Origin of the sequence: Flavobacterium eburneipallidum (assembly GCF_027111355.2) — a bacterium.
In the GTDB taxonomy this organism is placed as follows: domain Bacteria; phylum Bacteroidota; class Bacteroidia; order Flavobacteriales; family Flavobacteriaceae; genus Flavobacterium; species Flavobacterium eburneipallidum.
This window is the reverse complement of the sequence record NZ_CP114291.2, coordinates 912492-937436: the sequence shown is the minus strand read 5'-3', so window position 1 is coordinate 937436 and position 24945 is coordinate 912492. Positions and strand designations below refer to the sequence as shown.

Here is a 24945-nt window from a genome sequence, read left to right as displayed (position 1 = left end):
TCTCGAAATGTGAGCAACTAATGTGAGATTCCTACGGAATGACAATATTGTGCAAAAAAATCAATCCGTGTAATTCGTGTCTAACTTTTTTTACTTCTTAACCTCATAAATCTTCAGATTTTTTTCTCCGAACATTTCATATAATTTGTTGATGTCTTTCAGGGCATTTTTAGGTAAATTTTCGACTTTGTTGCCAAAAACATATAATTTATCATACGGTTCAATCACACAGGTTGACTCGTCGATTTCGCCTTTTTCGTTCTTTACTTTGTTCAAATCCAGACCTAAATATTTCGCTATAAACGGGTACAGCGCCATACGTTTTGAAACGCCAAAATCGTGACCTTCCTTGGCAAAATGGACATTTTCTACAAGGTTTTTTTTGCCGTACAATTCGTAAGTTCTTTGGATAAAAGGAAATTCCAATTCGGGAACTGCGAGCGTCCAGTCTTTTCCGTCGGAAACAATCAACTGTGGTTTTGGCGCCATCATTGCAGAGATTTCGGCATTGTTGGTTCCGTTTCCGCAAAGGTGGATTCCGCGACCGCTCTCACACGGACAACCGCCCGAAAAATGCGAAGAAACCATCACCACGGGAGCCGAAACCGTGATTCGATTGTCTAAAGCGGCCAAAAACATCGTGTGCGAACCTCCGCCGGAACCGCCGGTAACGCCAACTCGCGAAACATCGGCATTTTTTATGGTCGCTAGATAATCCAATAATCGGATTCCGCTCAACACCTGAACGGTTGATGCAATGCTGTTTCGATGTGTTTCTTCCGGGAATTGCAATAAGGATTCTCCCCAGGCAAATAAATCGTAACTCACTACAATCGCGCCCATTTTGGCCATTATCGCACAACGATACTGCTCGTCTTTTCTGTATCTTCCGTCGCCGAAATGTCCGTCGGGCGTCAAGATAATTGCCGATTTTTTGTTTAACGGATACGGTTTGTAAATCGAACCAGTAGTGTAAACACCTGGCAGAATTTCTAACGCGATATTCTCAACGCTGTAATCTTTATAAATTCTTTTTGGCGTTAAGATTGGCTTTGATTTGGGCATTGGCGGTGCTTTGTCCAAACCAAATGACGTGATCATACAGGCTTTTATTTCGCTTTTACGCTTTTCCCAATCGGCAACATTGGAATATAAAGTCGTTAGATAATCAAAACGCTCTTTTCCTTTATCGACTGAAACTTTATGGTTTTCATATTTTCTGATGATGTAGGTTCCATCGGGCTGTTTGAAATACATCAATTCGAAAGGCACCAGAATATTGGTCAGTGAAACCGCAAGATTTCCGGGTTCGATTCTCCAATCGGCATAATCGAGTTCTTTGCCTTTCAATAAACCACGGTCGTCATTTATGGCAACATTAAAAATGGTTCCAATTTTTTGAATCGTTTCTGAAACGGGTTTTCTGAAATTCGTATCCGATGTGCATTGTGCGTTTGCAAGTGTCAATGTAAAGATTGAAACGAGTAAAGTAAAAGCTATATTTTTTATGTTCATCCTATTCATTTTTTCAATTATTATTTTTTAGCTCTGCAAAGTCTCCGACTTTGAGGTAGTGAGCAGCGGTCTCCGACCGCCTTTGGAAACAACCTCAATACCAATAACGAAGGTCGGAGACCTTACAATACATCCTCAAAGTCGGAGACTTTGCGGAGCGGTTGTAGTCATTTTTAAATCTTATAATTTGCATTCAATTGTATATTTTCCTGAACCTAATTTTAAATTTTTAATCGGTTTTCCATTGACTTTTATTTCGGAATTCTTTGCGATCGGCAATTTTATTGTCGCCGATGTATTGGCAGGAATTTCTACTTTCAGGATTAATTTTCCGTCTTTCTTTTCCCAGGCTGAAGCGATATTTCCGTAAATCGATTTATAAGTTGCTTTTACAAAAGTCATATCGCCCACAATTTCCGGCTGAATAAAGAAATGCTTGAATCCCGGATTTTTTTCATCAGGTACAATTCCGGCTAAACTTTGATAGAACCATTCTTCGATTTGTCCCATCATAAAGTGATTCCACGAATTTCCTTTACGCGGATCCCATTGTTCGGTCAAGGTTGTCAGGCCAAATTTAATCTGAAATCCATAACCCGGCGCATCGTAATGGTTGTTCATTTTGTACATCGTTTCGTTTTCGCCATTTCGAGCCAAGGCCTGAAACAAATAACGGTTTCCAACATCACCTGTTGTCAGTCGGTCGCCTTTTGCTTTGATGTCAGCCAATAAATTCTGCATTACGGCTTGTTTATATTGCGGTTCTACGATATCCATAAAAACGGGAACGGCATTACTGAACTGACTGCTGGTTCCGTATTGCTTGGTTTTGGGATTGAAAAATTCTTTGTTGAAAGCATTTTTGATATCCGAAGTCAGCTTTTCATACTTCTTAATATCTTCTGACTTATTCAACAATTTTGCTGCCTTCGCAACCAAACTCGCTCCATAAAAATAATGCGAAGTTGCCGAAAGTGCAATCGGACTGTTTTTCGAATATCCTGCTGCGTGTGTTCCGTAATCATACCAATCGCCCAATCCGTGGGAAACGATATGGTTCGTGGCTTTAGTTCCTAAATAATCCACATATTTTTTCATTACGGGATAATATTTTTCGATTAACGAAGCGTCGCCGTAATATTCGTAATACATCCATGGCAGGATTACGCCAGTCACACCCCATTCCGGAGAATCGGTAAAGTCGCCACCGAAAACCACATATTCGGGAACGATGGTTGGGATCAAACCGTTATCGCGTTGTGAATCCGAAATGTTTTGCATTGTGGCAGGAATGTAACTTTCCAGATTGTAATTGAACATCAAGCCTGGACTGTTCAAGTGAATTTCCTCTATCCAGCCCAATTTTTCACGCTGCGGACAATCGGTAAAAACGCTCTGAAAATTACTTTTGATGGCGTTGTTAATCAGCAAGTGTGTCTTGTTGAAAATGTCATTCGAAGATTCAAAAGTTCCTGCTTCTCCTGCCGAATTGTAAATGAAATTAGATTTTAAATCGACCAGTGTTGGCAAATTTTCATCTTTGGTTTCTTTGTAATTGATGTTCTCAACCTGCACATATTGAAAACCGTAATAACTGAATTTCGGTTGCCATTCTTCAACACCTTCACCTTTTAAAGTGTAATCGTAATAATACGGTTTTCCGGTTTTCCCCTGTCCGACAGTTCCGTCTTCATTTAAACTTTCGCCCACCCAAACACGAACAGTCTGCCCTTTTTTTCCTTGGACTTTTATGGTCGTAAATCCCGAAAGATTTTGTCCCATATTGAAAACAAAAAAATTAGGTTTCAGCTCTTTTGCTTCTTTAACTTCGTATTGTTTTTGAATTGTAATCGGTGTTGTAGTCTGTGGTCGTAAAATTCCTTTTGGCGCTTCCTGAACAACTACTTTTTTCCAGGTCGAATCATTAAAATCTTTATTGCTCCAGCCTTTTTGCTCCAGATTGGCATTGTAATCTTCGCCTCCAAAAATACTGTTATACGTAATTGGGCTTTTGCTGTATTTCCAGCTTGCATCTGATTTTATAATTCCCTCGGAACCGTCTTTATAAATCACTTTCATTTTGAAAAATAAAGTTGGCGGACCAAAACTTACATAGAATTTCGAATAGCGTTCAGCAAGTGTGTTGTACATTCCGTTTCCTAACAAAACACCAATTACGTTTTCGCCTTTTTTTAGTTCTTCCGCAGTTAATTCATACGTATTAAAATTAACCGTTTTATCGTAATCTGTCCATAAAGGCGCAAACTCGCTGTTACCGATTTTCTTTCCGTTAACCGTTAATTCATAATGTCCCAAACCGGAAATGTAAACCACAGCTTCCTTTATTTCTTTTTTTACTTCGAAAGGCTTACGCAACATAATACTTCTGCGCGACAATGAATCCGAAGCATTGATCAAAGCGTCTTTTTTCTGTCTGTTGAAAGTCGCTGTATGGTAATTTCTACCTTCCGGCAAATGACTTTCGGCTTTTGTAATCGCGCCAATCCAGGTTGAATTTAAATCTGATGCTAAAGGCGACATTCTGAATGAAGCTGTTTTGCTCCAATTGGATGCCTTGCCTTTTTGATTCCAGACTTTGACTTTCCAAAAATATTTGGTTTCGCTTTTTAGCAGAGTTCCGCTGTAAGTAATTTGAAGATTTTTCTCTGAATTTATTCTTCCGCTGTTCCAGATATCGCCGTTATCCTTTTTTAGATTTTCTTCCGAAGAGGAAACCAAAATTTGATAACCTATTTGTGAGGCATAAAATTCTTTCGAAACCAACTGCCAGCTTAATCTTGGCTGGTTAGTATTTACTGCCAATGGATTTTCTGTCATTTCGCATCGTAAATGTTGGACAGCAATTTGTCCGTTCGAAACAAACGATATCAGAAGACAAAAGAGGAATACTATGTTTTTTAAATTCTTCACGCTTTATTTTTTTACCACAAATTGCACAAATTTTCACAAATTATTCTTTTTCTTTCAGTTAAAAGATTTGCGGGAATTTGTGGAATTTGCGGTTATATTTTTTTTACAATTTATTCGTAACCAATGACTGAATATTAAATACCGCTTCCGGAATTAATTTTCCTGTATCCGGTAAGTCTGTAAAATCTGGTGTGTCCGGTTCTGTATCTGCATTTGGCGAATATCTTTGATCTCCTGTGCGGAACATAATACGTGAAATTCCGTCAACTGGCGCATAGAATATTTTGTTGGTTTCTTTGCCGTCATTCACTTTCAACGTATATGACCTGGAAGTCACATCCAATTTGACTGTTATTGTATATTCTTTTCCGGCTTCATATTTTCCAATTCCGCCGTGACGGGCTCCGTGCTTCACTTTTATTTCTCCATCCGAATCGAAAACGATGCGAATCGCAGGCAGTCCTTGTTTGTTTTGGAATTCTACCTGCAACAATCCGTGGTTATTTTGTTCGGGTTTTACGGTGAAAGTCGCTTCCATTTTTTGTGCAAACGGAATTACACGCTCGGCACGGGAATAGTCAAAAAAATCCTGATCTCGTAAAGTCAGCCATTTTTTACCGTCTGTTTTCTTTTCGATTTTGGTGGATGCCCAGGACAAATCGTAGGTGTTCCATAATTTTAATTCTTCTCCGTTTGGCAAATCGTTGAAAACATCATTGGCGTTTTCTTTTACTTCACTTGTTACGGGAACCGGTACCGAAGCGACCCAAATGTCTTCTTTGTTGACGCTGTAACTTACCCACAGTTTTCCGTCTGGCGGAGTTCCGTTGCCTTCGAGGATTCCGCGAACGTATTGCGGTCCTGCAGATTTATAGTTACCACCGTAACGCATCGGACTTACTTCACCGTGAACTAATAATAAATCTTTGTAATTCAGTCCGTCATCACTGGTGGATATTGCCAATGGCCAACGGTATTCTGACGGATTGTAAACGGTTGCATAACGATTATCAGAGGTTTTTTGACCCCAGATTTTGGCGTTGCTGTTTACAAATCCGGGCGCTCTTAATGGCGTGTATTCCCAAGTTTTACCATTGTCTTTGCTTAAAGATGTCAAAGCAAATTTCCATAAACCAACTACGTTTCCGTTTGGTAAATGGTAATAATTGAAGGCTTTGTATTGTTTTTTAAGCGGAATTAATTCATCATCACGATCGGCTTCTTCGACCCATTGTTGCATCAGTAAAGGTTTTGACATCAGCTCATCGCAGGCTTTGATGAATTTTTTGTCTTTGCTTTTGGTGTAAAATGGAAAAGTCGTTGGCAAAGGATTTCCGGTTTTATTGTATCGAATAAAATAAATTGGACTATATGTGCCGTCTTTATAAATTTCTCGCACGACACGACCAATTCCTTTTCCGTCATTCGGATCGTCTTTTTTGTCTAAGGCAACTCCATAATAACCGGTTGCCAGTAATCTGTTGTCTGATGAAACATAAAAGCCCATTCGCTGGTGCATTATCGCATCAATATTTTTGGCAACGTCTTCTACTCCTTCTTTTTTGAAGCCGTCAGGAACGTGGTAAATTGGAAAAAGCACGGCTGGTTTTGTCCAGTTTACCCCATCTTTGGAAGTCATCATAAAAGTCTGACTTGGCGGAATGTGTTCACCTGACGGGTCGCTTAAATAATGCAGGTAAAAGGTATTGTTCCAATACGCCATCATGGACTGGTGATTGTACGTCCAGCCAAAACCATCTGCTTTTTCAGAATGTTCACGGCTGGCACGCATAATCTGTGTAGCGTGAACGCCAACTGCCGGACTCAATTGTCCGTGATGGTAATCGACATTGGAAAGTGTTTTGCCTGTATATCGTATCGTGTCTTGTTGGGCCTGCGCCGAATTGACTGCGACACAGCTCAACAAAATAGTTGTTGCTGTTACGATATTGGTTTTTATGTTTTGAAATGCAATCATTGCTTTTATTTTTTTGCCACAGATTTCACAGATTTTTTATTGAATTTGCTTGTCTATTTTTTTCTCGCAGATTTGGCAGATTTAGCAGATTTTTTAATCCTTTTAATCTTTGAAATCTGTGGCATTAATTTATTTCTTTTCTATTAATCCTTTTAGAACTTCTTCGGAAATTGTTGTAATTGTTCCGTGTTTGTGTCCTTCGGGAAGGGTTATTTTGGATGAGACATCTTCGAAATTTACAAAATCGGAAGTGCTCAAGGCTTTGTAATTTTTTGATCCGTAATTGTCATAATACAGCAACCAGTTTTTACCGACTTTTACAACCGTTGGACCTTCTGATAAATATTCGGTTAAGGGTTTTGATCTTTTTTCGAATGAGCCTAAAGGTGATTTTCCAAAAGCTACTTCGATATTTCGCATCGGTCTGGTGTTGTCTTTAAGAACCAATACATAATCCTTTTTGCCTTTTTTTACAATCACACAATCGATGACGCTGAAACCAGGATCGTAATATAATTTGGTATCCGAAAAGGTTTTGAAATCTTTGGTGGTTACGTAATACATTCGGTGGTTGTTTTTTTCATCTTCTACTCCTTTTTCGAATCGGAATGGGATTGTGGATGCCCAGATGATAATGTATTCTTTTTTGACATCATCGTAAAAAATTTCGGGTGCCCACACGTTTACGACTTCGGGTTCGTGTTTCATCACGGGAATGTATTCCTGTTTTGACCAATGAATTAAATCTTTGGAACTGGCGTATCCGAATCCGTTTCCGCCTTTCCAGTCGGTTGTCCAGACCATATGGTAGGTTCCGTTTGCGCCTTTTGTGATGGAGGGATCACGCATTATTTTGCTGGCACCGATTTCGGGTTTTAGGAACGAACCTTCAAGGCCTTTCCAGTTATAACCGTCTTCACTGTACGCCAGATACAAACCTTCGGTAGCGGGTTCCCTGAAAGAGGTGAAAAGGAAAATTTCCTTTTTTTTCTGGGAATAGCTGACAGCGAAAAATGAAAGCGTTAGTATGATGAATATTTTTTTCATTGTTATATTTTTCTTCTCCACGACTTTCTCCAAAAGTGAGAAAGTCAAAACTGAAGATTTTTTTATTTAAGTTGTAATGCCATTTGGTCTTCTGAAAAATATTTTCCTTTCCATTTAATAGCATTTTTTTCAGAACTGAACGTTACAAAACCGAATTTTTCATATAATTTTTTGGCGTTTGCATTATTTGAAATTACGGTTAAGTTAATTTGTTCAATGTCGTTGCTTTTCTTAACTCTTGTTATAAGTTCTTCTATAAGTTGTTTTCCAATTCCTTTGCCACGAAACTCATTTGAAACATACATTCTGAATAAAATTCCTTTGTGTCTTAATTTTTCTCTGTCATTTCCATCTCTTGTAAAACTTACGACTCCTCCCAATTCATTTTCGACATAGGCACCCAATGTAAAACTGTCTTCTTTATCATTGGTAGGAAACTTTGAATTCAAATCGTCATTTGGCGTAATCCTAAAATTTTCTTCGTCATTAATGAGTCCAATCGTTAAAAACTCTTTGTACTCACTATTTTTATTAGACTTAATTTCAGCTATTTTTATTGTTCCCATTTTTTTATTTTTTTCTGCAAAGTGTCCAAAACTTTGTAGGTATGATTTTGTCTAATGAAATACCTACAAGGTCAAAAAAAGACCTTGCAGGATTAGGCGTTTCCTCTTAATGGGGCAAAAAAGCAAAATCTCTCTCTTTAGCCCCGATTGCAGTGGAAATCCTTTTGTGCCGGTGTTCGGCACAAAAGATTGTAACGGAAAGCGGGACAATGCTTCCTAAAAATGCCTAATTTTTCTGCTCCTGAAAATAATTACGTTATTCTGTAATTGCTTTTTTATCCAGGTCTTTTCCTTTTTTCACAACTGTAGTCACATTGTTGAACACATTGTTTTTTAGGAAAATATTATTGGTGTCTTTTCCATTGGCTTCGATGAAAATATCGGTGGCGTTGAACGGAAAATTGTTGTTGATCATAATGTTCGAAGCGTTGTCGATTTTGATAACCGGAACTCCTTTTATTGGCGTTGAAGATCCTACATTATCCAAAATCAGGTTTTTAGCATCGGTGATTTTGAAAGAGGAACCGACTGTTGCATTGACTTTTACATCGTGAAATTCTACATCGGTCGCCGTGTTTATGGTAAAACCTTCCTTGCCGTCCATATTGATGTTGGAGAACGTGATGTTCTGGATTGGCATTTCAACAATTCCGCGAACGAATCCGGCTTTGTTGACATTTCCGCCCGTAACATTGCTGATGTGGATGTTTCTGAAAATCGGTGTGCGTTCGCTAACAGGCTCTACGGGATTGTCTTTGTCATAGAAAAGATCCAAAATAATGGCTTCTTCCTTGATGTTTTTCATTACGATATTGTCGACGCGAATGTCCTCGACCACTCCGCCACGACCACGAGCGGCTTTGATACGGATTCCACGATCAGTTCCGTCGAAAACGCAGTTGGATATCGTGATTTTTTTGATTCCGCCCGACATTTCGCTTCCGATAACGACACCTCCGTGACCGCTTAACATGGTACAGTTGGTGATGGTTACATTTTCGGTTGCTTTTCCGTATTTACGGCCGTCGGCATCGCGACCCGATTTGATAGTGATACAGTCGTCGCCCACGCTGATGTGGCAATTTGAAATGTGAACGTTGGTGCAGGACGAAGGGTTGATTCCGTCTGTATTTGGTGAATGCGGATTGAAAATGGAGATTCCGGTTACGGTTACGTTGTCACAGAATTCAGGATTTATGGTCCAGAAAGGCGAGTTTTTAAACGTGACACCTTCAATCAAAATGTTTTTACAATTGTAAGCCTGAAAAAAAGAAGGACGGAAAAAGTGTTTGTCAATTGTTCTTTTGTAATACGGCTCGTAAACGATTCCTTTGTTTTGCTCGGTCCACATTTTTTGGTATTTGGTTTCCGGGATCGGGCCTTTGGCGGTTTCGATTCGGTACACTTCGTTCCACCACGCTTTTCCTTGTCCGTCGATTATGCCTCTTCCTTTGATGGTGATATTTTCTACGTCTTTGGCGTAAAATAATGGGGAGAAAGACTGCATCACGATTCCTTCGTAACGCATTTCTACATACGGAAGGTAGTCATCGAAATTCTCTGAAAATTTTAAAAGTGCTCCTGAATCTAAATGGATAGTGATGTTGCTTTTTAGTTTTAAAGCGCCTGTTAAATATTCGCCGGCTGGAAAAAAAATAGTTCCTCCACCGTTTTTTGATGCTTTTTCGATAGCACCTTGAATGGCTTCGGTGCAATTTATGCCTTTGTTGTTTCCGCCTTCGTTCAAGATATTCAACCAGCCGTCATTTGCGAAAGCGGTGTTTAATCCGGTTATTAAGCAAAGTATTATTATGATGTTTTTGATTTTCATAGTGTTCTTTTTTTGCAAGCAGATTTTGCGGATTACTTGTTCGATGTTAGGATTAAAACCCAGTCGTTTCCATCTTCATTTTTGCCGGAAGGCTGGAATTCTTTGGTTCCTTTGTTATCAAATGTTCCAATCTTTGTTCTTTCGCCATTTCTTGGATTGTACCAGCTTGCCGTTACTTTATCTCCTGAAATTTTGCCCATATTAACGGTAATTTTTCTTCCCGTATAAGTATAAATCAGGGCATAATCATTTCCTCTGGTGGCAACCTGATAGTCGTATTTTTTGCCTTGATTCGCGATTAAAGTTTGGTCTGGAACTCTTTCTAAATACGGAAATTCCAACATCAGGTTTTTAATGTGTACCATTTGTCCGGCTCCTGGTGCATTGATGGCATCATCCCATAAAATTTTGTTTCCATAAGCTGGTTTGTCACCTTTTCTGAACATTTGCATTACGGCATTGTGACCGTAAGTGTAACCTGCCCCGCCAGCAAAAACCGACCAATACCCATAACGTCTTACATCGCTGTCTTTCCATAATGGCTGTAAAGTATCGTGCAATCCGTGGGGAATTCCTTCGTAAGATGGCTCTCCGTCAAGGGTTGGTTTGGTTGGTTTTAAATCCCAATCTCTATGCACAAACTTGAAATTGTCTTCTTTAAAGGAATTTTTCAAAGTATCCTGATCGTATCTTCTGTGACCGGATTGGAACATATTGAAATCCAGCCAAGATGCATTGTGGAAATTCTCTGACGAATCGGTTCTTCCGAATGGGTGAAAAGTCACCAATTGATCTGGGTTGCTGGTTTTTAAAATACTTCCAAGTGCGTTCCAGATGTCCTGAAATTTATTTCCGTAAGTATCTCCTCCGTTAAGCCAGATAATATTGGTTCTTTTTTTATATCGATCGGCTAAAAATTTGGCGTATTTTTCAACATCCGCTTTCGTTACTTTGCTTTTATCACTACTAATATTGGTTCCCCAAACTGGCACCATTGCCAAGTAGATTCCGTTTTTTTGAGCTACATCCAAGGTGTAATCTACGTGATCCCAGTAATCGTATTCGGGAGCATTATTGGGATCGTTGCCCGGTGAAGTAATTTGATGCGCCACATTCTCATTCATTAATGCCTGATCGCCATAGACATTTACGGCATTCACATTATGCAAGACCATTACCTGAACGACATTGAATCCTTTTGCTTTTCGGTCTTCCAAATATTTAACAACCCCTTCTCTGTCCAGTTTCCCGAAGGTCAGCCAGCCAGTATCGCCCAACCAGAAAAATGGTTTCCCGTCTTCGGTTACGAAATAGTGTTGGTTTTTGGAAACTTTAAGTTTTGGTAGGTTTTTGGATTGAGAAAATCCGCTTTGTGCTAAAAGCAAAAAGCTTATAAGAAACAAGTTGAAATATTTAATTTTCGGATTCATTATTGAATGTATTTGAATTATTTTTTTATTACGAATAGTACTTTTTCCTTCACGTCAGAAGCTGGAATTACAACCTTTTTTCCTCCGCTGATGTTTGTGTTTTTTGATATGCTTCCTGTAGTTGCATTAATGGCATAAACTTCAAAATCTCCTTTATCCGCAGCAAGGTCAATTGCAATATCTTGGGAATTCTTTGTGTAAAAAAGATAAGCTTTCCCTTTATTTTCAAGCTTCCAAACGGGATCTGAAAACGTGGTTCCGTTTACAAATTTCATTTCGCTTAAAGCGGAATAAAAAGCGGGCAATTCTATTTTTGGAATATTAGGCAAAGAACCTCCCGCCATCAAAACTGACCATCCAAATCTCGATGAACCATCGGTAGAATACAAGACTACTTTCTCTGGATATTTCTCGCGATATTCTCGAACGGCACGATACACTTGGTCATCGGTTTCTTTTCCGGTTTTTAATTTTCGGGCGTGTTGTCTTGGCGCTAAATTTACGCCTCCTTGTGGTGCATAAGCAGAACCGTCTTCTTTGTAATACCAATACCGAATATCAATGGCGTCAACGGTTTTGGCTCTTTTGGCATCATTCAAGATGGCATCTTGTACATCTTTGGTGGCACTTAAACCAATGATTCCTTTTTTACCGGTTTCCGTTTTCCATTTTTGTGCTTCGTCCAACCAAAATTCCATAAAATGAAGTGGACCTGTATATTCGGCACTTGTCAATTGGATTACGTTGCTGTTTTCTTGGAAATTTTCCAATGATTTTCGAATGAATCCTTGGTGTAATTTTTTTCTTGTTGGATTGGTAATATCATAAAACTGTTCCGCCATAAAAATACGTTTGTCTCCTGCATACGGCGGCGGTTCTGGAAATCCTGTTTCGTTAATATTATTCGCTGAACGCCAAGGAGAACTGGACCAATGCGCGCCAGCCTCAATAATATTGTGTTGAAGATATTGTTGATTGACCAACAATTGTCCGTTGGGTTCCGCCAAATTTGCAAATTGTGCCAAGCGAGTCCAATACCAATCATTGAATTTGGTCAAATCATATTTACTCAAATGATCCCAAGCCAAATCCTGTCCGCTTCTCGCAAAAGGCTGTTCGTAAAACGGAGGCCAAACATCGGCATCAATTCGGCGGACACGTTCGTGATCGTCCATTCTGCGGTCGTACCACAAGCCGTAATTATGTTCTAAAGCGACAGTATTATTGGCACTTAAATAATCCACGGTTTCCGAAACTTTATCGGTCAATCCGATTCCAGTTCTTCCGGGAGCAAATCGGGTAAGGTGCGGAGTCGATTTTTGAACTTCTTTGTCTAAAAGACTTCCACGCCACCAAGCTACATTTGTTTGTTTTCCGGCAATTAATTTTCCTTCGAAAGTCAATAATCCGTTTTCAGTTTTTACTTTAGAACTGTTTTTGGCAACCTTATCTTGGTCGTTATTTTTTAAATCGTTGGCATTTTTTAATCCCGAATTGTTAATCGAAATTGGATTTTGTTTTGAAACTTCGGCAATCCATTCCGGCAAAGTCATTGCGGTTTTAGCCGAGTTTTTGGTTAATTCCATAGCGACTTCCACCGTTGGACTTGAAGATGGTTCTGAACCTAAATCATAAATAAAGGATTTCACGGGAAGTTTCCCCAAACGGTTTTCCAACTGTGCATAAAACAAACTTCTTGGACTGATGTGACCGTTTACGTCTTTCCAATGTCCGTTTCCTGCAAATTGTCCCCAAACTCCAAAAGCCCAGTTTTGAGCTGTTGGCGGACTGTAATTTTCTATTTTGGAAGCCGAAGATTCCCAGATTACGCTGTTTGCAGCCGTCCATCCTGCTCCTCTTCCGTCTTGTTCTCGGTTGTTGTAGCTTAATGCCTGACCGTCAATATTGGCAATGTCAAATAAAACTCCGGTTGCCCAACTTCCGATGGCTCCGCTATTTTCAAAAGGCAAATGCGATTCACATTGTAAAAACACGTTTGGTCCCGCAGTTCCAAAACCGCCAACGGCAAAATCGTGGTATCCAAACTCTGAATAACAACGTTGGAAAAGTGTTTGCTGTCCTTCTGTATAAAAAGTATGTCTTCTGAAAGCGGCAATTTCAGAAACTGGTTCGGTTGCAATACAATCTTCAACGGTGATTTGTTGCGAAGTTTTCAATAATGTAATGGCTCCGCCCGCAAAATGCTTGAAATTCACTTGTTTCACCCAAGCGTTTCTGGTGTTTTCGATGCTGATGGCTTGCCAACGATGTTCTTCGTCTTTTAAATTGGATGCGTTAAAAGTCGATTTCATCAAAATATTTTCGATTCCGATGTGCTCAATTCTTCCTTCCCAAGTATAAGTTGTCACTTTTGAAGTTCCATAAGTATCATCCAAAGCCATTGTTATTGGCGCATTTAGCGTTACTTCATTACCATTGATTTTGGTCACGACCCTGTTCCAAACAATGTCCCAACTGTCTTTTTTCCAACCAATCCAAGAAGTTTCTCCTCCAAAATCCTGCATATTCAATTCCTTAATAAAATTGTCCGTCAATGGTCTGCTAATGCTGATTTCGTCCGAGACTTTTAATTTGGAAGCATTTTTTAATTGAATTTTTTGGGTTCCAAGTGGCGTGTAAGCGGTATTGAATTCGAAAGTTTCTCCGTATTTTCTATCGTCAACTCCTAAAACCCGAATCAAGGCTTCTCTTTCAAGTCCTGTTCCCAAAAGAATGGTTCCGTTTTCAGTGTTGCCACTTCCTCTTAAAACGACACCCGATTTTCTGATGTATAAAGTTCCACTGATTTTGAAAGTTCCTTTGTCTAAAAGAACGGCACCTCGAAAACCTGATTTGTCCGGTTTTAGATTACTCACATAATCAATCGCATTTTGTATTTTTTGAGTCGCATCTTCTTCTTGTCTGGAGACAAAAATTTTGTTTTCCAGATTCGGAATCGCTTTTTCGGAAGCCATATAGCTGGCATACGAAAAATCAGGAATTTGATTTCCTTGATTATCCGCAGTATGAGATAGTTTTCCTTCTTTGGTTTTTACAATATCTGGAAATGTGTTTTGCGCCGTTCCATTTGCCACCATAAAAAACAAAGCGAAACTTGACAAAACCAGTTTGCCTTTTTGGAAAGAGATTCTATTTTTTAGTTGAACAAAATTCATTTTAATTTTGGATTTCAGAATTTAGATTTTAGATTTTTCTCAAACGTCTTTTCTCTTTATTCTATTTTCTTTTACTGCAATAATCCTTTGGACTTCGCCAACGTATCGGTATTGTTTTCAGCTTTTGTCCAATCCGTTTTTTGGGTTGGATCGATACCATTGAAATATTTTTCCAAGTTGGTATAACCATCGCCATTCAAATCTTTGTTGGCGTCGGAGGCATCGTTTGGATTCAACCCAAATTTCTTTTCCCAAGCGTCAGAAATTCCGTCATTATCCGAATCTTTATAGGCTTTCCCATTGTATTCTGGATAACCACCCACTTGATTGGGATTGGTTATAATTCCTTTTTTGTACGAATCGGCAGGCAATCTTCTTTTGATAAATTCCTTGCCAATTGTGTTCTCCAAACCGTCTTTGACTTCGATTTTTCCAGTACGAACTTGTTTGATAATACGTTCGTCAACGGCATCTCTTTTTGGAAAATTTGCACCAACATTATTCAACACAAATTCATACGCTTCTTCTGCCGACATTATTTTAAACTGGGGCATTGCGAATGGTTTTGGTTGTTTGATTAATTCCAAATATTCTTTGGAAGCTTCCAATGAAAGGTCTTCCAATTGAATTCCGCCATTCCAGTTATCGGCCGTAACTTCTGGAGCTCCTACTATGTGATTTCCCGAAACATAAGCTCTTCCAAAAGTTTTAGGTTTCATATAACCTGCTTCTGGTTTTAAAATTCTGTAACGAATGGGTTGATCCGTTGGTGTAATTGGTCCCGGTTTGAAATAATTATTGATAATGTTAAACATCGAACGATAATCACCGCCGTCCAAAGAACGGTTCCACCAATTGAAAATCACGTTGTTTACAAAATTAAAGTCGCCATACATTCCGATAGACGCATTTCTGGAAATGTTGTCGGCCCATAAATTTCTCATAAAGGTACTATTTAATCCGCCAATTGTACTTCCGAAAGCGTGATTGTAAGTATCCATCCCTTCCGAGGAAATCGTGTTTTGAATCGTAATATTTACAGCCGGCAATTTCTCCAATGTAGATTTTTCGTTCGCTTTAAACTGGTGTCTGTACAAAGATATATTTTCGTCCAATCCCCAACTTACCGAGCAATGATCTATGATAATGTTCCCCATTGGATTTCCGCCCAACGCATCATCTCTACGGGTCACGTCGGTGGCACCTCTACGAAAACGCATATGTCTAATAATTACGTCGTGCGTGTCAATTTCCAAGGTTTCTCCCGCAATACAAATTCCGTCACCGGGAGCAGTTTGTCCTGCAATGGTAACATATGGTGCTCGCATACTGATGCGGTTTTTCAATCGGATAATTCCCGAAACATTGAATACAATGGTTCTTGATCCAACAGCTTCGCAAGCTTCCCTGAAAGTTCCTTTTCCGCTGTCTTCCAAGCTGGTAACTACAAATATTTTCCCACCACGACCACCTTGGGTAAATGCTCCTCCACCTTCGGCTCCAGGAAATGCCGGAATTTCTGCAGGCACAAAATCTTTTGGATAGGAAGCCCAAGGCAAATAAGGTTTGCCGTGTTTTGCTTCTTCCTTTAGCACATTTTCGTTGCTTTTCCAAATTTCGCCCAATCGGATTTCTTCTTTTGCCAAAATAGAATCCGTCTTGGCTTGAAGTTCTTTTGGAATTTCTGGATATTGGGCAAATGCGGATGAAAAAGTCAGGCAGAAAGTAATTGCCATCATCGTAGTTTGTAAACTGTTCTTTTGAAAAATGTTAGCCATTGGAATTCTTGTTAGGAATTAAAATTGATTATTTAGCCTTTTTAGCTTTCTCTCGTTCTTCTAAACGTTTGTGCCAATCGGTGCTTTCTTTGTTCAAATCGTAACCTTCTTTCGACAAATAATTGTTGATCCTTCCTTTGTATTTACCAAACCAAGCGTGTTTTTCTTTGGATGAGCCACCGTCCATGGCATGTTCTCTGGCTTCGACCAAAGCATCATAAATGTATTTTTTTTGTGCTACGGTCAAATTAGGCAACATATCATTATAACCATCAACAGTAATTGGCAAAACGCCATAAGTCATTCCGTCTTTTACTTCGGTTATTTTAGCCTCGTCTAATTGCGTTGCTAATTTTTCCAAATAGGCTTTGTGCAATTCATTAATTGATTTGTCGGCTTCGGCTTTCAATTTATCAATGATTTCATTTTGCTTATCTTTAGATAAACTAGCGTCGTCTTTTACTATTTTAATATCAGTATCTCTTCCGTCATGAATTTTACTCAAATCACGGAATTGTTGCGCAATGATATTGGTTACAGCAGTTTCTTTTGCTTTGTTTCCCAAAGCTAACTTTTCAACGATTTTGGCTGCTCTTTCGTTGGTTACTTTGATGTATTCCGGGTCTGCATATTGTTGTGCGCTTAATTGGCAAAAAGCAAAAAGCAGGAACAATAGGGCAAATTTATTTATTGACATTGTTATAATTTTTAAAAACCTCACCCCAGCCCTCTCCAAAGGAGAGGGAGCCGAGACTGGAATATTATTATACTTATTTTCTTTGCGACTTTGCGGTTCAATCCTTAATCCAATAAAGGTCTAACTAAAGTCTCTTTATTATTGGCTAAATCTTTCCAATCCACTTTTATGGCAGGATTCACACCATTGATGTAATCTTCGATATTAGAATATCCATCACCGTTTAAATCTCCTTTGGCATCAGAGGAATCGTTTGGATTTAGTCCGTGTTTTTTCTCCCAGATGTCTGGCATACCATCTTTGTCTGAATCTACATAAGGCTTCCCTTTGTATTCTGGATAACCACCCACTTGTGAAATATCGGTGATGATTCCTTGTTTATAAGAATCCGCAGGTAAACGACGGTGCTCAAACTGATAAAACGTCTTTTTCTCTAATCCTTTTGCATATTCTGGAACTCCAGTTTTTACAGTTCTAACAATTCTTTCGTCCACTTTATCTCTGATAGGTAGAGTGGCTCCTACATTTTTAAGAACATATTCATAGGCTTCGTCTGCTTTTAGGATTTTAGAAAACCAAGGCATTGGAAAAGGTGTTTCGCTTTTCATTTTGTCGAAATAGGTTTTGGCTTCGTCATAACCCATCAATTCTCCTTTTTTGTTTTCAATTTGAATACCGCCATCCCAGTTGTCTTTGGTTACTTTTTCGTTACCATTCACAATATTTCCTGTTACGTGTGCTCTACCAAAAACCATATAAGACAATTTGCTTCTTCCAGATTCCGGTTTTAAAATTCTGTAGCTGATAGGTTCATTTAAATTAGTTACAGGTCCTGGTTTGTAAAAGTTATTAATGATGTTGTAGTTGGCTGTATAATCACCACCATCTGTTGAACGGTTGTACCAGTTGTAAACCACATTATTTACAAAATTAAAGATCCCGTTCCAACCGATAGATGGATTTCTACCTGCGTTGCTTGCCCACATGTTTTTCATAAAAGAGCAATTTTCTCCACCTAAAGTACTTCCGAAAGCGTGGTTATACGTATCTAATGCTTCTCCGAACAAACTGTTCTGAATTGTGATGTTTACAGTTGGTTTTTTTTCGTCAGGATAGCCTGCACCTGGGCTGTACATGTGTCTGTACATCGACATATTTTCGTCTAATCCCCAAGTGGCCGAAACGTGATCAATCATAATATTACCAACAGGATTTCCTCCAATTGAATCATCTCTACGACCCACAAAAGTTTCTCCTCTACGGAAACGCATGTGTCTAATAATTACATCATGGGTATCAATCCAAATAGATTCTCCAGCCACACAAACTCCATCACCAGGAGCGGTTTGTCCCGCAATGGTAATGTAAGGTGCACGAATAATTAAAGGGCTTTTGATTTTGATAATACCAGAAACATTAAACACTACTATTCTAGCTCCTCCTTGTTCACAAGCTTCGCGCAAAGTTCCAGGACCTCTGTCTTCAAGACTGGTAACGGTATAGACATTTCCGCCACGACCTCCGTAAGTGTACATTCCTCCACCTTCGGCTCCAGGGAAAGCTGGAATTGTTGCTTGTGGTAAATCGTTTGGTCTTGATGCCCACGGAATAAAAGGTTTTCCTTGTTTGGCTTCTTGCTCGATAATTACAAGAGCTTTTTCCCAAGCTTCGTCCGAAAGTTTATTGGCTTCTTCTTTAATTGCTTTTTCTTGAGCCTGTACTTCAGGGCTTATTTTTGGGTATTGCGCGAAACTTTTTGTATTCCCTAAAAAAAGAAGAAATAAAATAAATAAAATAGATTTTTTCATGATAATTTTTGATTTCAAATTTGTCGTTAAACTAAATCAGCTGCATTCTTTGAAGAAATACAGCTGATTTATTTAACTAATTATTACTATTAATTGGATAAGTGAACCCTTGCATTCGCAGGGCTAATTTCAAATATGATGCCAAAAACATTAATAATTGTAAAATTAACATTTATTATTTTATTCTTGATAATTATATGTTCCTGGAGAGTTTGTAGAATCATTCCATCCTTTGTTTTGTATCAACCATGGATTTTGAGATAAAACAGTCTGTGTAAGTCCCATAAGATAATAATTAGGTCTCCATAAAATATTAGTTGCTGTACTACTCACGTTATCCATAGGAGAAGGAGGCGATTTCAATTCAAAGTTAGCTGTATAAAAATTAGCTAAAAGAGTAATTTGAGCAGCAAAATTTGAAGCATCAGGATCTACTGAAATAGCAGCACGTGCTGTAGCCAATGGATCTGTACCTGTAGGACTGAAACCATTTTTATAGTGTAAATAGTTACCAATACGCTGTGTACCATTTATTATTGGAAAACCAAGTTTTGCATTTGTATCATCTTCATTTACGGAACTATCGTCACTATATAACATCCAACGTTGTATATCCCAAAAACGTTTTCCTTCATAAGCTAATTCTACTCTACGTTCGTACAATACAGCTTCAAGAGCAGCATATTTAGTTGCCAATGTACCAATACCATAATTATTAGCAGAAGGAATTCCTACTCGATTTCTAATTTTACCTAAATACACTAATGTGTTAGTTACATCTCCTTTAGCAGCATAACATTCAGCTATGTTCAACAATAGCTCTGCATAACGATATTCCATAATATCTGTTCCAGAATACTGAAAATTACTTGCATTACCAGCAGCAGGATTTGACATTTTACGCACAAAAGCTGGACTAGGCACATCATTACCTAAACTAAAACCAAAAGCCGTATTAGACGCACTACTTACTGCCCAACGATAAGCCCAAACAGTTGTTTGTGTGGTATTTCCAAGAGTGTTAGTGTATGGCCAAGCAACGCCTGAAAAACCAAAAGTTCTATAAAAACGTGGATCACGATCCTTAAAGAAAAGAAATGGATCATAATTAGTTCCTGCAACAGGTCTGGCGCCAGTATTAGTTGGAAATAAATCAATCATTCTTTTAGGTACTTTCACACCACCACCAGCTACACCACCTTGACTAGCCAATCTCATCGATCTTTCCCAAGAGTTGTTTGAAAACAATGCAGTAATACCATTAGCTAAAAGTTTAACAACAATAGCTTCACTATTTTTAGCATTATCATTAATATAAAACATTTCAGCCCATTGTTTCGCATTTGTACCATACAAACCGTAACCGTCAGTTGTCAGTTGTGTTTCAGCAGCTAAACCTGCAGCTAATGCTACATCCCAACGTGTAGTTGAAGTATCCCAACCTTTATTAAATAATGGGCTTGCGTAGGTCAATAATACTCTTGATTTTTGAGCCAAAGCAGCTCCTCTTGTAAAACGACCATAATTGGCTGCATCCCAATTTGGAGGTAATAAAGTAGCCGCCAAATCCAAATCAGCCACAATTTGATTAACTACTTCAGTTACCGTTCCTCGCGGTGTTTTAATGGATTCATCAGTTGGCGATGCTTGCTGACTATTAGTTACAATAGGAACCCCTCCATAAGTACGCATTAAATCAAAATATTGTAATGCACGTAAATAATACACTTGCCCTTTAATTGCATTACGAAAAGCTTGAGGTAAAGCAGCTCCAACTACATCTAATTTTTCCAATAAAAAATTACAATCTTTAATTCTGGTATAAGGTTCGTTTCGAAGTGTAGAACCTAGAGTAGTTCCATAGTAGCTAGAACCATCAGCTGCATTTTGTAAAGTTACGTTTGGGTTAATTAAATTTGAAATTCCCCCTAATTCTTCAGTATAAGACGTTTCTGTTGTACTATAAAGACCTGTTTTAATTGCTCCAGGTGCTTTAAATCCATCAAAAAAATCAAAATACAAATTATTTACATACTGATTGACACGAGTTTCACTTTCCATAAAAGTCTCATCGTAGTACCTAAACTGTTTTTTTTCTTCTAAAAAATCATCATTACAAGAGGAAGAAACTCCAAGAACGATTAGAAGGGATACAACTAAATATTTATTAAATTTTGTTTTCATAATTACAATTAAATTAAAATTAAAATGCAACATTAATACTTAATGACCAAGTTCTAAGAGTAGGATACTTTGTAGAAGAATCATCATACATATTGCGGTATTTATTAGGATAAGGATTATACAAATCCCATAGGTTTTGACCTGTAATACCAAAATTAAGACCGTCCACTTTTATAGTTTTTAGTGCCTCTTTTGGAACAGCAAAACCTATTGATAAATTTCTAACCACACATCTAAAATTATTTAACTGCCAGAAATCAGATGGGTTGAAATTAGCACCTTGATACATGTTAGGGTATTTCCCGTTTGGATTCGTTGTAGCATCATACATATCTGTCCAAAAAACTTCATGTGACCAATCATTATGTGCAGATCCAGTTCCTTGTCTAATTAAATCAATAGCATTGTAACCTCCCCAAGAAGTAGCAATTTGTGATTTAAAATAAAAACTATGGTATTTGAATCCAAGATTTGTGGTAAATCCATAGGTTCTATTTTTATTAACCAATTTCACATAATCTTCACCTGTTGCAATCTTTCCATCAGCTGCAGCTTGAACACCAGTAGCAGTATTAAATACACCTCCAACATCTTCATAAGCTAACATCCCTTTTCTCATATTGCTAACATTTGTGATATTACCAACATAACTAGGAGTTCCCCCAGCAGCTGTTGCATTTGCTGTCAAATAATTCCAATAGTTGGTAACATCTTCATCCGTACGAAGGATACCGTCTCCTGAAGAAGTTCCTTTCCAAGTTCTGAATCCCCATGAAGGAAAAATTAACGATTGACCTTCACGAATAACATTTGCAGATGGAAGCGCTAGAGCAGAAAGTGGATAAGTTTGTACTTCATTATTAGTAAAACCAAAGTTAACCCCGACATTATAACTAAAATTCTCTTTGATTCTGTCATTCCAATTCACAGAAAATTCTGTACCCCAATCATCGACAGCTGCATAATTACGTTCTGCTAACCCTCCTCCTACTGAAATTGGAGTTCCAACAATACTTGCTAAACTTACCAACATATCAGTTGATTTATTATAATAATAATCAGCAGTTATTTGTAATCTATTATTTAACAAAGCCAAATCTATCCCATAATTTTGCTTCACACTAGCATCCCAACGAACATCTGCATTTGGCGTAATACGAGGTGTTATACCTGTTCCTAATGTACCGCCTAAATTTCCAAATTGAGCACCTTTATCCACAATTGGTTCATATAATTGCTGCCAAAGCCAAGGATTGATAGCATCTTTTCCTGTTTTTCCAATTGAATAACGGAATTTTAAATTATCTACCCATGATACATTTTCAGAAAACCATTTCTCTTTAGACACAACCCAACCTACTTGTGCTCCAGGGAAAAAGCCCCAATAATTTTGCGGAGCAAATTTTGTAGAAGCATCGCTTCTGAAAATTAGTGATAATAAGTACTTATCCTTGAAACTATAATTTAAACGTCCTAAATAAGAAAGATTACCTGACTCTACTTTTGTCGCTGTTGAATTAGTACTTATAGGTCCTGCTGTAGCATAATCTCCTAAATAGTCTTTTCCCGTTCCCTCATAAGCTAAACGTACATTTTTATTATTTAGCTCCGAACGTTCAACACCCACCATTCCATCAATACTATGATCACCAAAAGTTCTATTGTAATTAACAAAAAGATTTGTCTGAATCATTTTATCCAAATCAGAAGTATAATAAACTCTTGATTGTGCGCTATTGGTATCTAAAATATAATCCCCATTTGGGTTAGTTACAACATCATAAAATGTTGGATCAGCAGCTCCTGCTAAATGATTACCAACTGTTTCATAGTTTCTTATTCTAGCCAAATCAAAAGGCAATTGAACTTGTTCTGTATGAGAAGCAGACTGACTTCTAGCATAACTTCCTTTAATAGACATTCCTTTGATAAAAGGTACTTTGTAAGTCAAATTCAAATTTACGTTGTATGAAAAATCCTCATCTATTTGTTTACCTGCATCTAATGCAGCAAAATAATTCCAACCCGCAATAGTACCTCTATTATTAGCACTTCCTAAATTAACATCGGTACGTGCAAACGGAGATAGCCAATATTCTTTACCAGCCACAGTCGTTTCCCAAGGAATATATTTTGGCATGTGCAATAAATACATATAATCTGCTTGTTCTCCTGAAGAAAGAGAACCAAAACTACTATCATTTAAGTTTGCAGAAGCCTTTGTAAATGATTTTTGAGTATCGGTTGAACTTCCAGAAACCGAAGCTGAAAACTCTAAATTATCTGTAACTTTAACAGTAGTACCTGTACGGAAATTCCATCTCTTATAATCTTGTTCTCCTAAATTTGCTCCTTGGGTATAAAAATTAATACCTGCAAAATAAGTTGCTTTATCCGTACCACCACTTACATTAAGCACATGTCTTTGTTGAGTCGCTGCTCTCCATGCTTTTTTCAACCAGTCATAATCTAACCCTTTCATTTGTTCTAATTCAGCATCAGAAAAATATTTAGCTTGATTCGCATCTAAATTAGATCTCAAAAATCTGTTTTTCCAAACACCATGCTCATAAGCACTCATTGTTTTCTGATGACTTACCGCATCATTCACAGCAAATTGAGAATAATAAGAAAGTTTTGCTTTACCTTCTTTTCCTCTTTTGGTTTTAACAATAATAGCACCTTGAGAAGCACGAGAACCATATATCGCTGCCGAACCGTCTTTCAAAATAGTAATACTTTCAATTTCTGAAGGATCTAATCTATCGAATGCTTCTTGTGTAGTTCTACCCGTTGCTGGATCAATTTGCACCATATCATCAATTACAATCAAAGGAACACTAAATAATGCAGTAGCATTTGTAAACCCAAAAGATTGACGAATATTAATAGTAGCAGCTCCACCCGGACGGCTAGATCCATTTGCATTGTTCACATTTACTCCAGGAGACAATCCTCTTAAAGCTTCTGCTAAATTAGAAACAGGCAGATCTTTAATGTCATCTGGTTTTATTGTAACAACAGATGCCGTAAGATTACCTCTTTTTTGCGCTCCATATCCAACAATTACAACATCATCAAGTTGTGTTGCATCTTCTTTCATTGTTACATTAATAGTTGATGAATTACCAACTGGTTTTTCTATTCTGTCCATTCCTATAAATGCAAATGTAAGAATTGATCCATTCTTTACTGTAATTTTATAACGACCATCCATATCGGTTGTTACGCCATTTTTAGTTCCTTTTTCGATTACATTCACTCCTGGTATCCCAATACCTGTGTTATCGACTACATTACCTGTTATAATTTTTCCTCCATCGGCATTTTGAGCAAAACCCGACAAACTTAACAGCATAAATAACAGTACCCCACATACCTGTTTAATAGTTTGTTTCATAAATGTTTTAGTTAAATTAAAGTTAGTTAGTTATAAAAAAATATTTTTTACAGTAGTTTCTGGAAAAACCAAAAATTAATAAATGTAAAAGATACAATTATACTATTTTGGTCAAAATTATTAGCTAGGTAAACCTAAACTATCCTGCACTATCCTGCTATTTGATTTTTACAAAATAAAAGTAGTAAAAATAAATCATATTCATAAAAAATGAACACCTAAAATAAAATTAGCAAAAAAAATACCGATATTACTGATTTATTTTAATTTTTAACCCCATTTGTTTTGTATTGTTGAGATAAATTTAACAAAAGTGACTTATAAGCAGAAAAAACCTGTTTTTAAAAGAAAAAATCTCATAACTAATTTTTAAACAAATTATGGAATTATACTGCGTTTTTTTATATAAAAAAATTAAAAAATAGTTTCTTATGATATTTTAAATAACAAAAACAAATAACTGATTTACAGATATTTAGACAATAAAAAAAAACTCAAAGAAGAAGTTTTTTTTAATCAAAAACTACTAAAATAAACTTGATTTAAAATCTAAAAAATCCATTTACGAAATCGATTTCAAAATGTTAAAATTTTAACTTTATTG

General features: G+C 37.6%; 13 protein-coding genes. All 13 read right to left on the bottom strand.

Annotation, left to right across the window (positions count from 1 at the left end):
- Positions 1–90: 90 nt before the first annotated feature.
- The 13 genes from OZP15_RS03895 to OZP15_RS03835 all read right to left on the bottom strand — a co-directional run bounded on the left by OZP15_RS03895 (position 91) and on the right by OZP15_RS03835 (position 24341).
- Complete coding sequence (locus tag OZP15_RS03895) at positions 91–1515, bottom strand: acetylxylan esterase (protein ID WP_281337065.1); 1425 nt, start codon at positions 1513–1515, stop codon at positions 91–93.
- A 180-nt stretch (positions 1516–1695) separates the two neighbouring features.
- Positions 1696–4446 (bottom strand): glycoside hydrolase family 78 protein, encoded by a 2751-nt coding sequence (locus OZP15_RS03890; RefSeq protein ID WP_489886132.1) that lies wholly within the window; start codon positions 4444–4446, stop codon positions 1696–1698.
- A gap of 103 nt (positions 4447–4549) precedes the next feature.
- The gene (locus tag OZP15_RS03885; protein ID WP_281337063.1) at positions 4550–6424 is read right to left on the bottom strand and encodes a six-hairpin glycosidase; all 1875 of its coding nucleotides are present in this window, start codon (positions 6422–6424) and stop codon (positions 4550–4552) included.
- A 129-nt stretch (positions 6425–6553) separates the two neighbouring features.
- Positions 6554–7471: a glycoside hydrolase family 43 protein gene (locus tag OZP15_RS03880; RefSeq protein ID WP_281337062.1), complete on the bottom strand. Its 918-nt coding sequence runs from the start codon at positions 7469–7471 to the stop codon at positions 6554–6556.
- Between the two features lie 62 nt (positions 7472–7533).
- Positions 7534–8037 carry a GNAT family N-acetyltransferase gene (locus tag OZP15_RS03875; RefSeq protein ID WP_180907552.1) on the bottom strand — a complete coding sequence of 168 codons (504 nt, stop codon included), beginning with the start codon at positions 8035–8037 and terminating at the stop codon, positions 7534–7536.
- 256 nt (positions 8038–8293) lie between these two features.
- Positions 8294–9868, bottom strand: a complete 1575-nt coding sequence (locus OZP15_RS03870; RefSeq protein ID WP_281337061.1) for a glycoside hydrolase family 28 protein — start codon at positions 9866–9868, stop codon at positions 8294–8296.
- A 32-nt stretch (positions 9869–9900) separates the two neighbouring features.
- Positions 9901–11298 carry a glycoside hydrolase family 140 protein gene (locus tag OZP15_RS03865; RefSeq protein ID WP_269227177.1) on the bottom strand — a complete coding sequence of 466 codons (1398 nt, stop codon included), beginning with the start codon at positions 11296–11298 and terminating at the stop codon, positions 9901–9903.
- A 17-nt stretch (positions 11299–11315) separates the two neighbouring features.
- A complete protein-coding gene (locus OZP15_RS03860) occupies positions 11316–14474 on the bottom strand; it encodes a DUF6298 domain-containing protein (protein WP_281337060.1) in 3159 nt (1052 codons plus the stop codon).
- A 71-nt stretch (positions 14475–14545) separates the two neighbouring features.
- Positions 14546–16252, bottom strand: a complete 1707-nt coding sequence (locus OZP15_RS03855) for a polysaccharide lyase (protein WP_281337059.1) — start codon at positions 16250–16252, stop codon at positions 14546–14548.
- 28 nt (positions 16253–16280) lie between these two features.
- Positions 16281–16949, bottom strand: coding sequence for a DUF3826 domain-containing protein (locus OZP15_RS03850; protein ID WP_281337058.1), 669 nt, complete (start codon positions 16947–16949; stop codon positions 16281–16283).
- 104 nt (positions 16950–17053) lie between these two features.
- A complete protein-coding gene (locus tag OZP15_RS03845) occupies positions 17054–18757 on the bottom strand; it encodes a pectate lyase family protein (protein WP_281337057.1) in 1704 nt (567 codons plus the stop codon).
- Between the two features lie 180 nt (positions 18758–18937).
- The gene (locus OZP15_RS03840; protein WP_281337056.1) at positions 18938–20941 is read right to left on the bottom strand and encodes a RagB/SusD family nutrient uptake outer membrane protein; all 2004 of its coding nucleotides are present in this window, start codon (positions 20939–20941) and stop codon (positions 18938–18940) included.
- A 19-nt stretch (positions 20942–20960) separates the two neighbouring features.
- Positions 20961–24341 (bottom strand): SusC/RagA family TonB-linked outer membrane protein, encoded by a 3381-nt coding sequence (locus tag OZP15_RS03835; RefSeq protein ID WP_281337055.1) that lies wholly within the window; start codon positions 24339–24341, stop codon positions 20961–20963.
- Positions 24342–24945 lie beyond the last annotated feature (604 nt).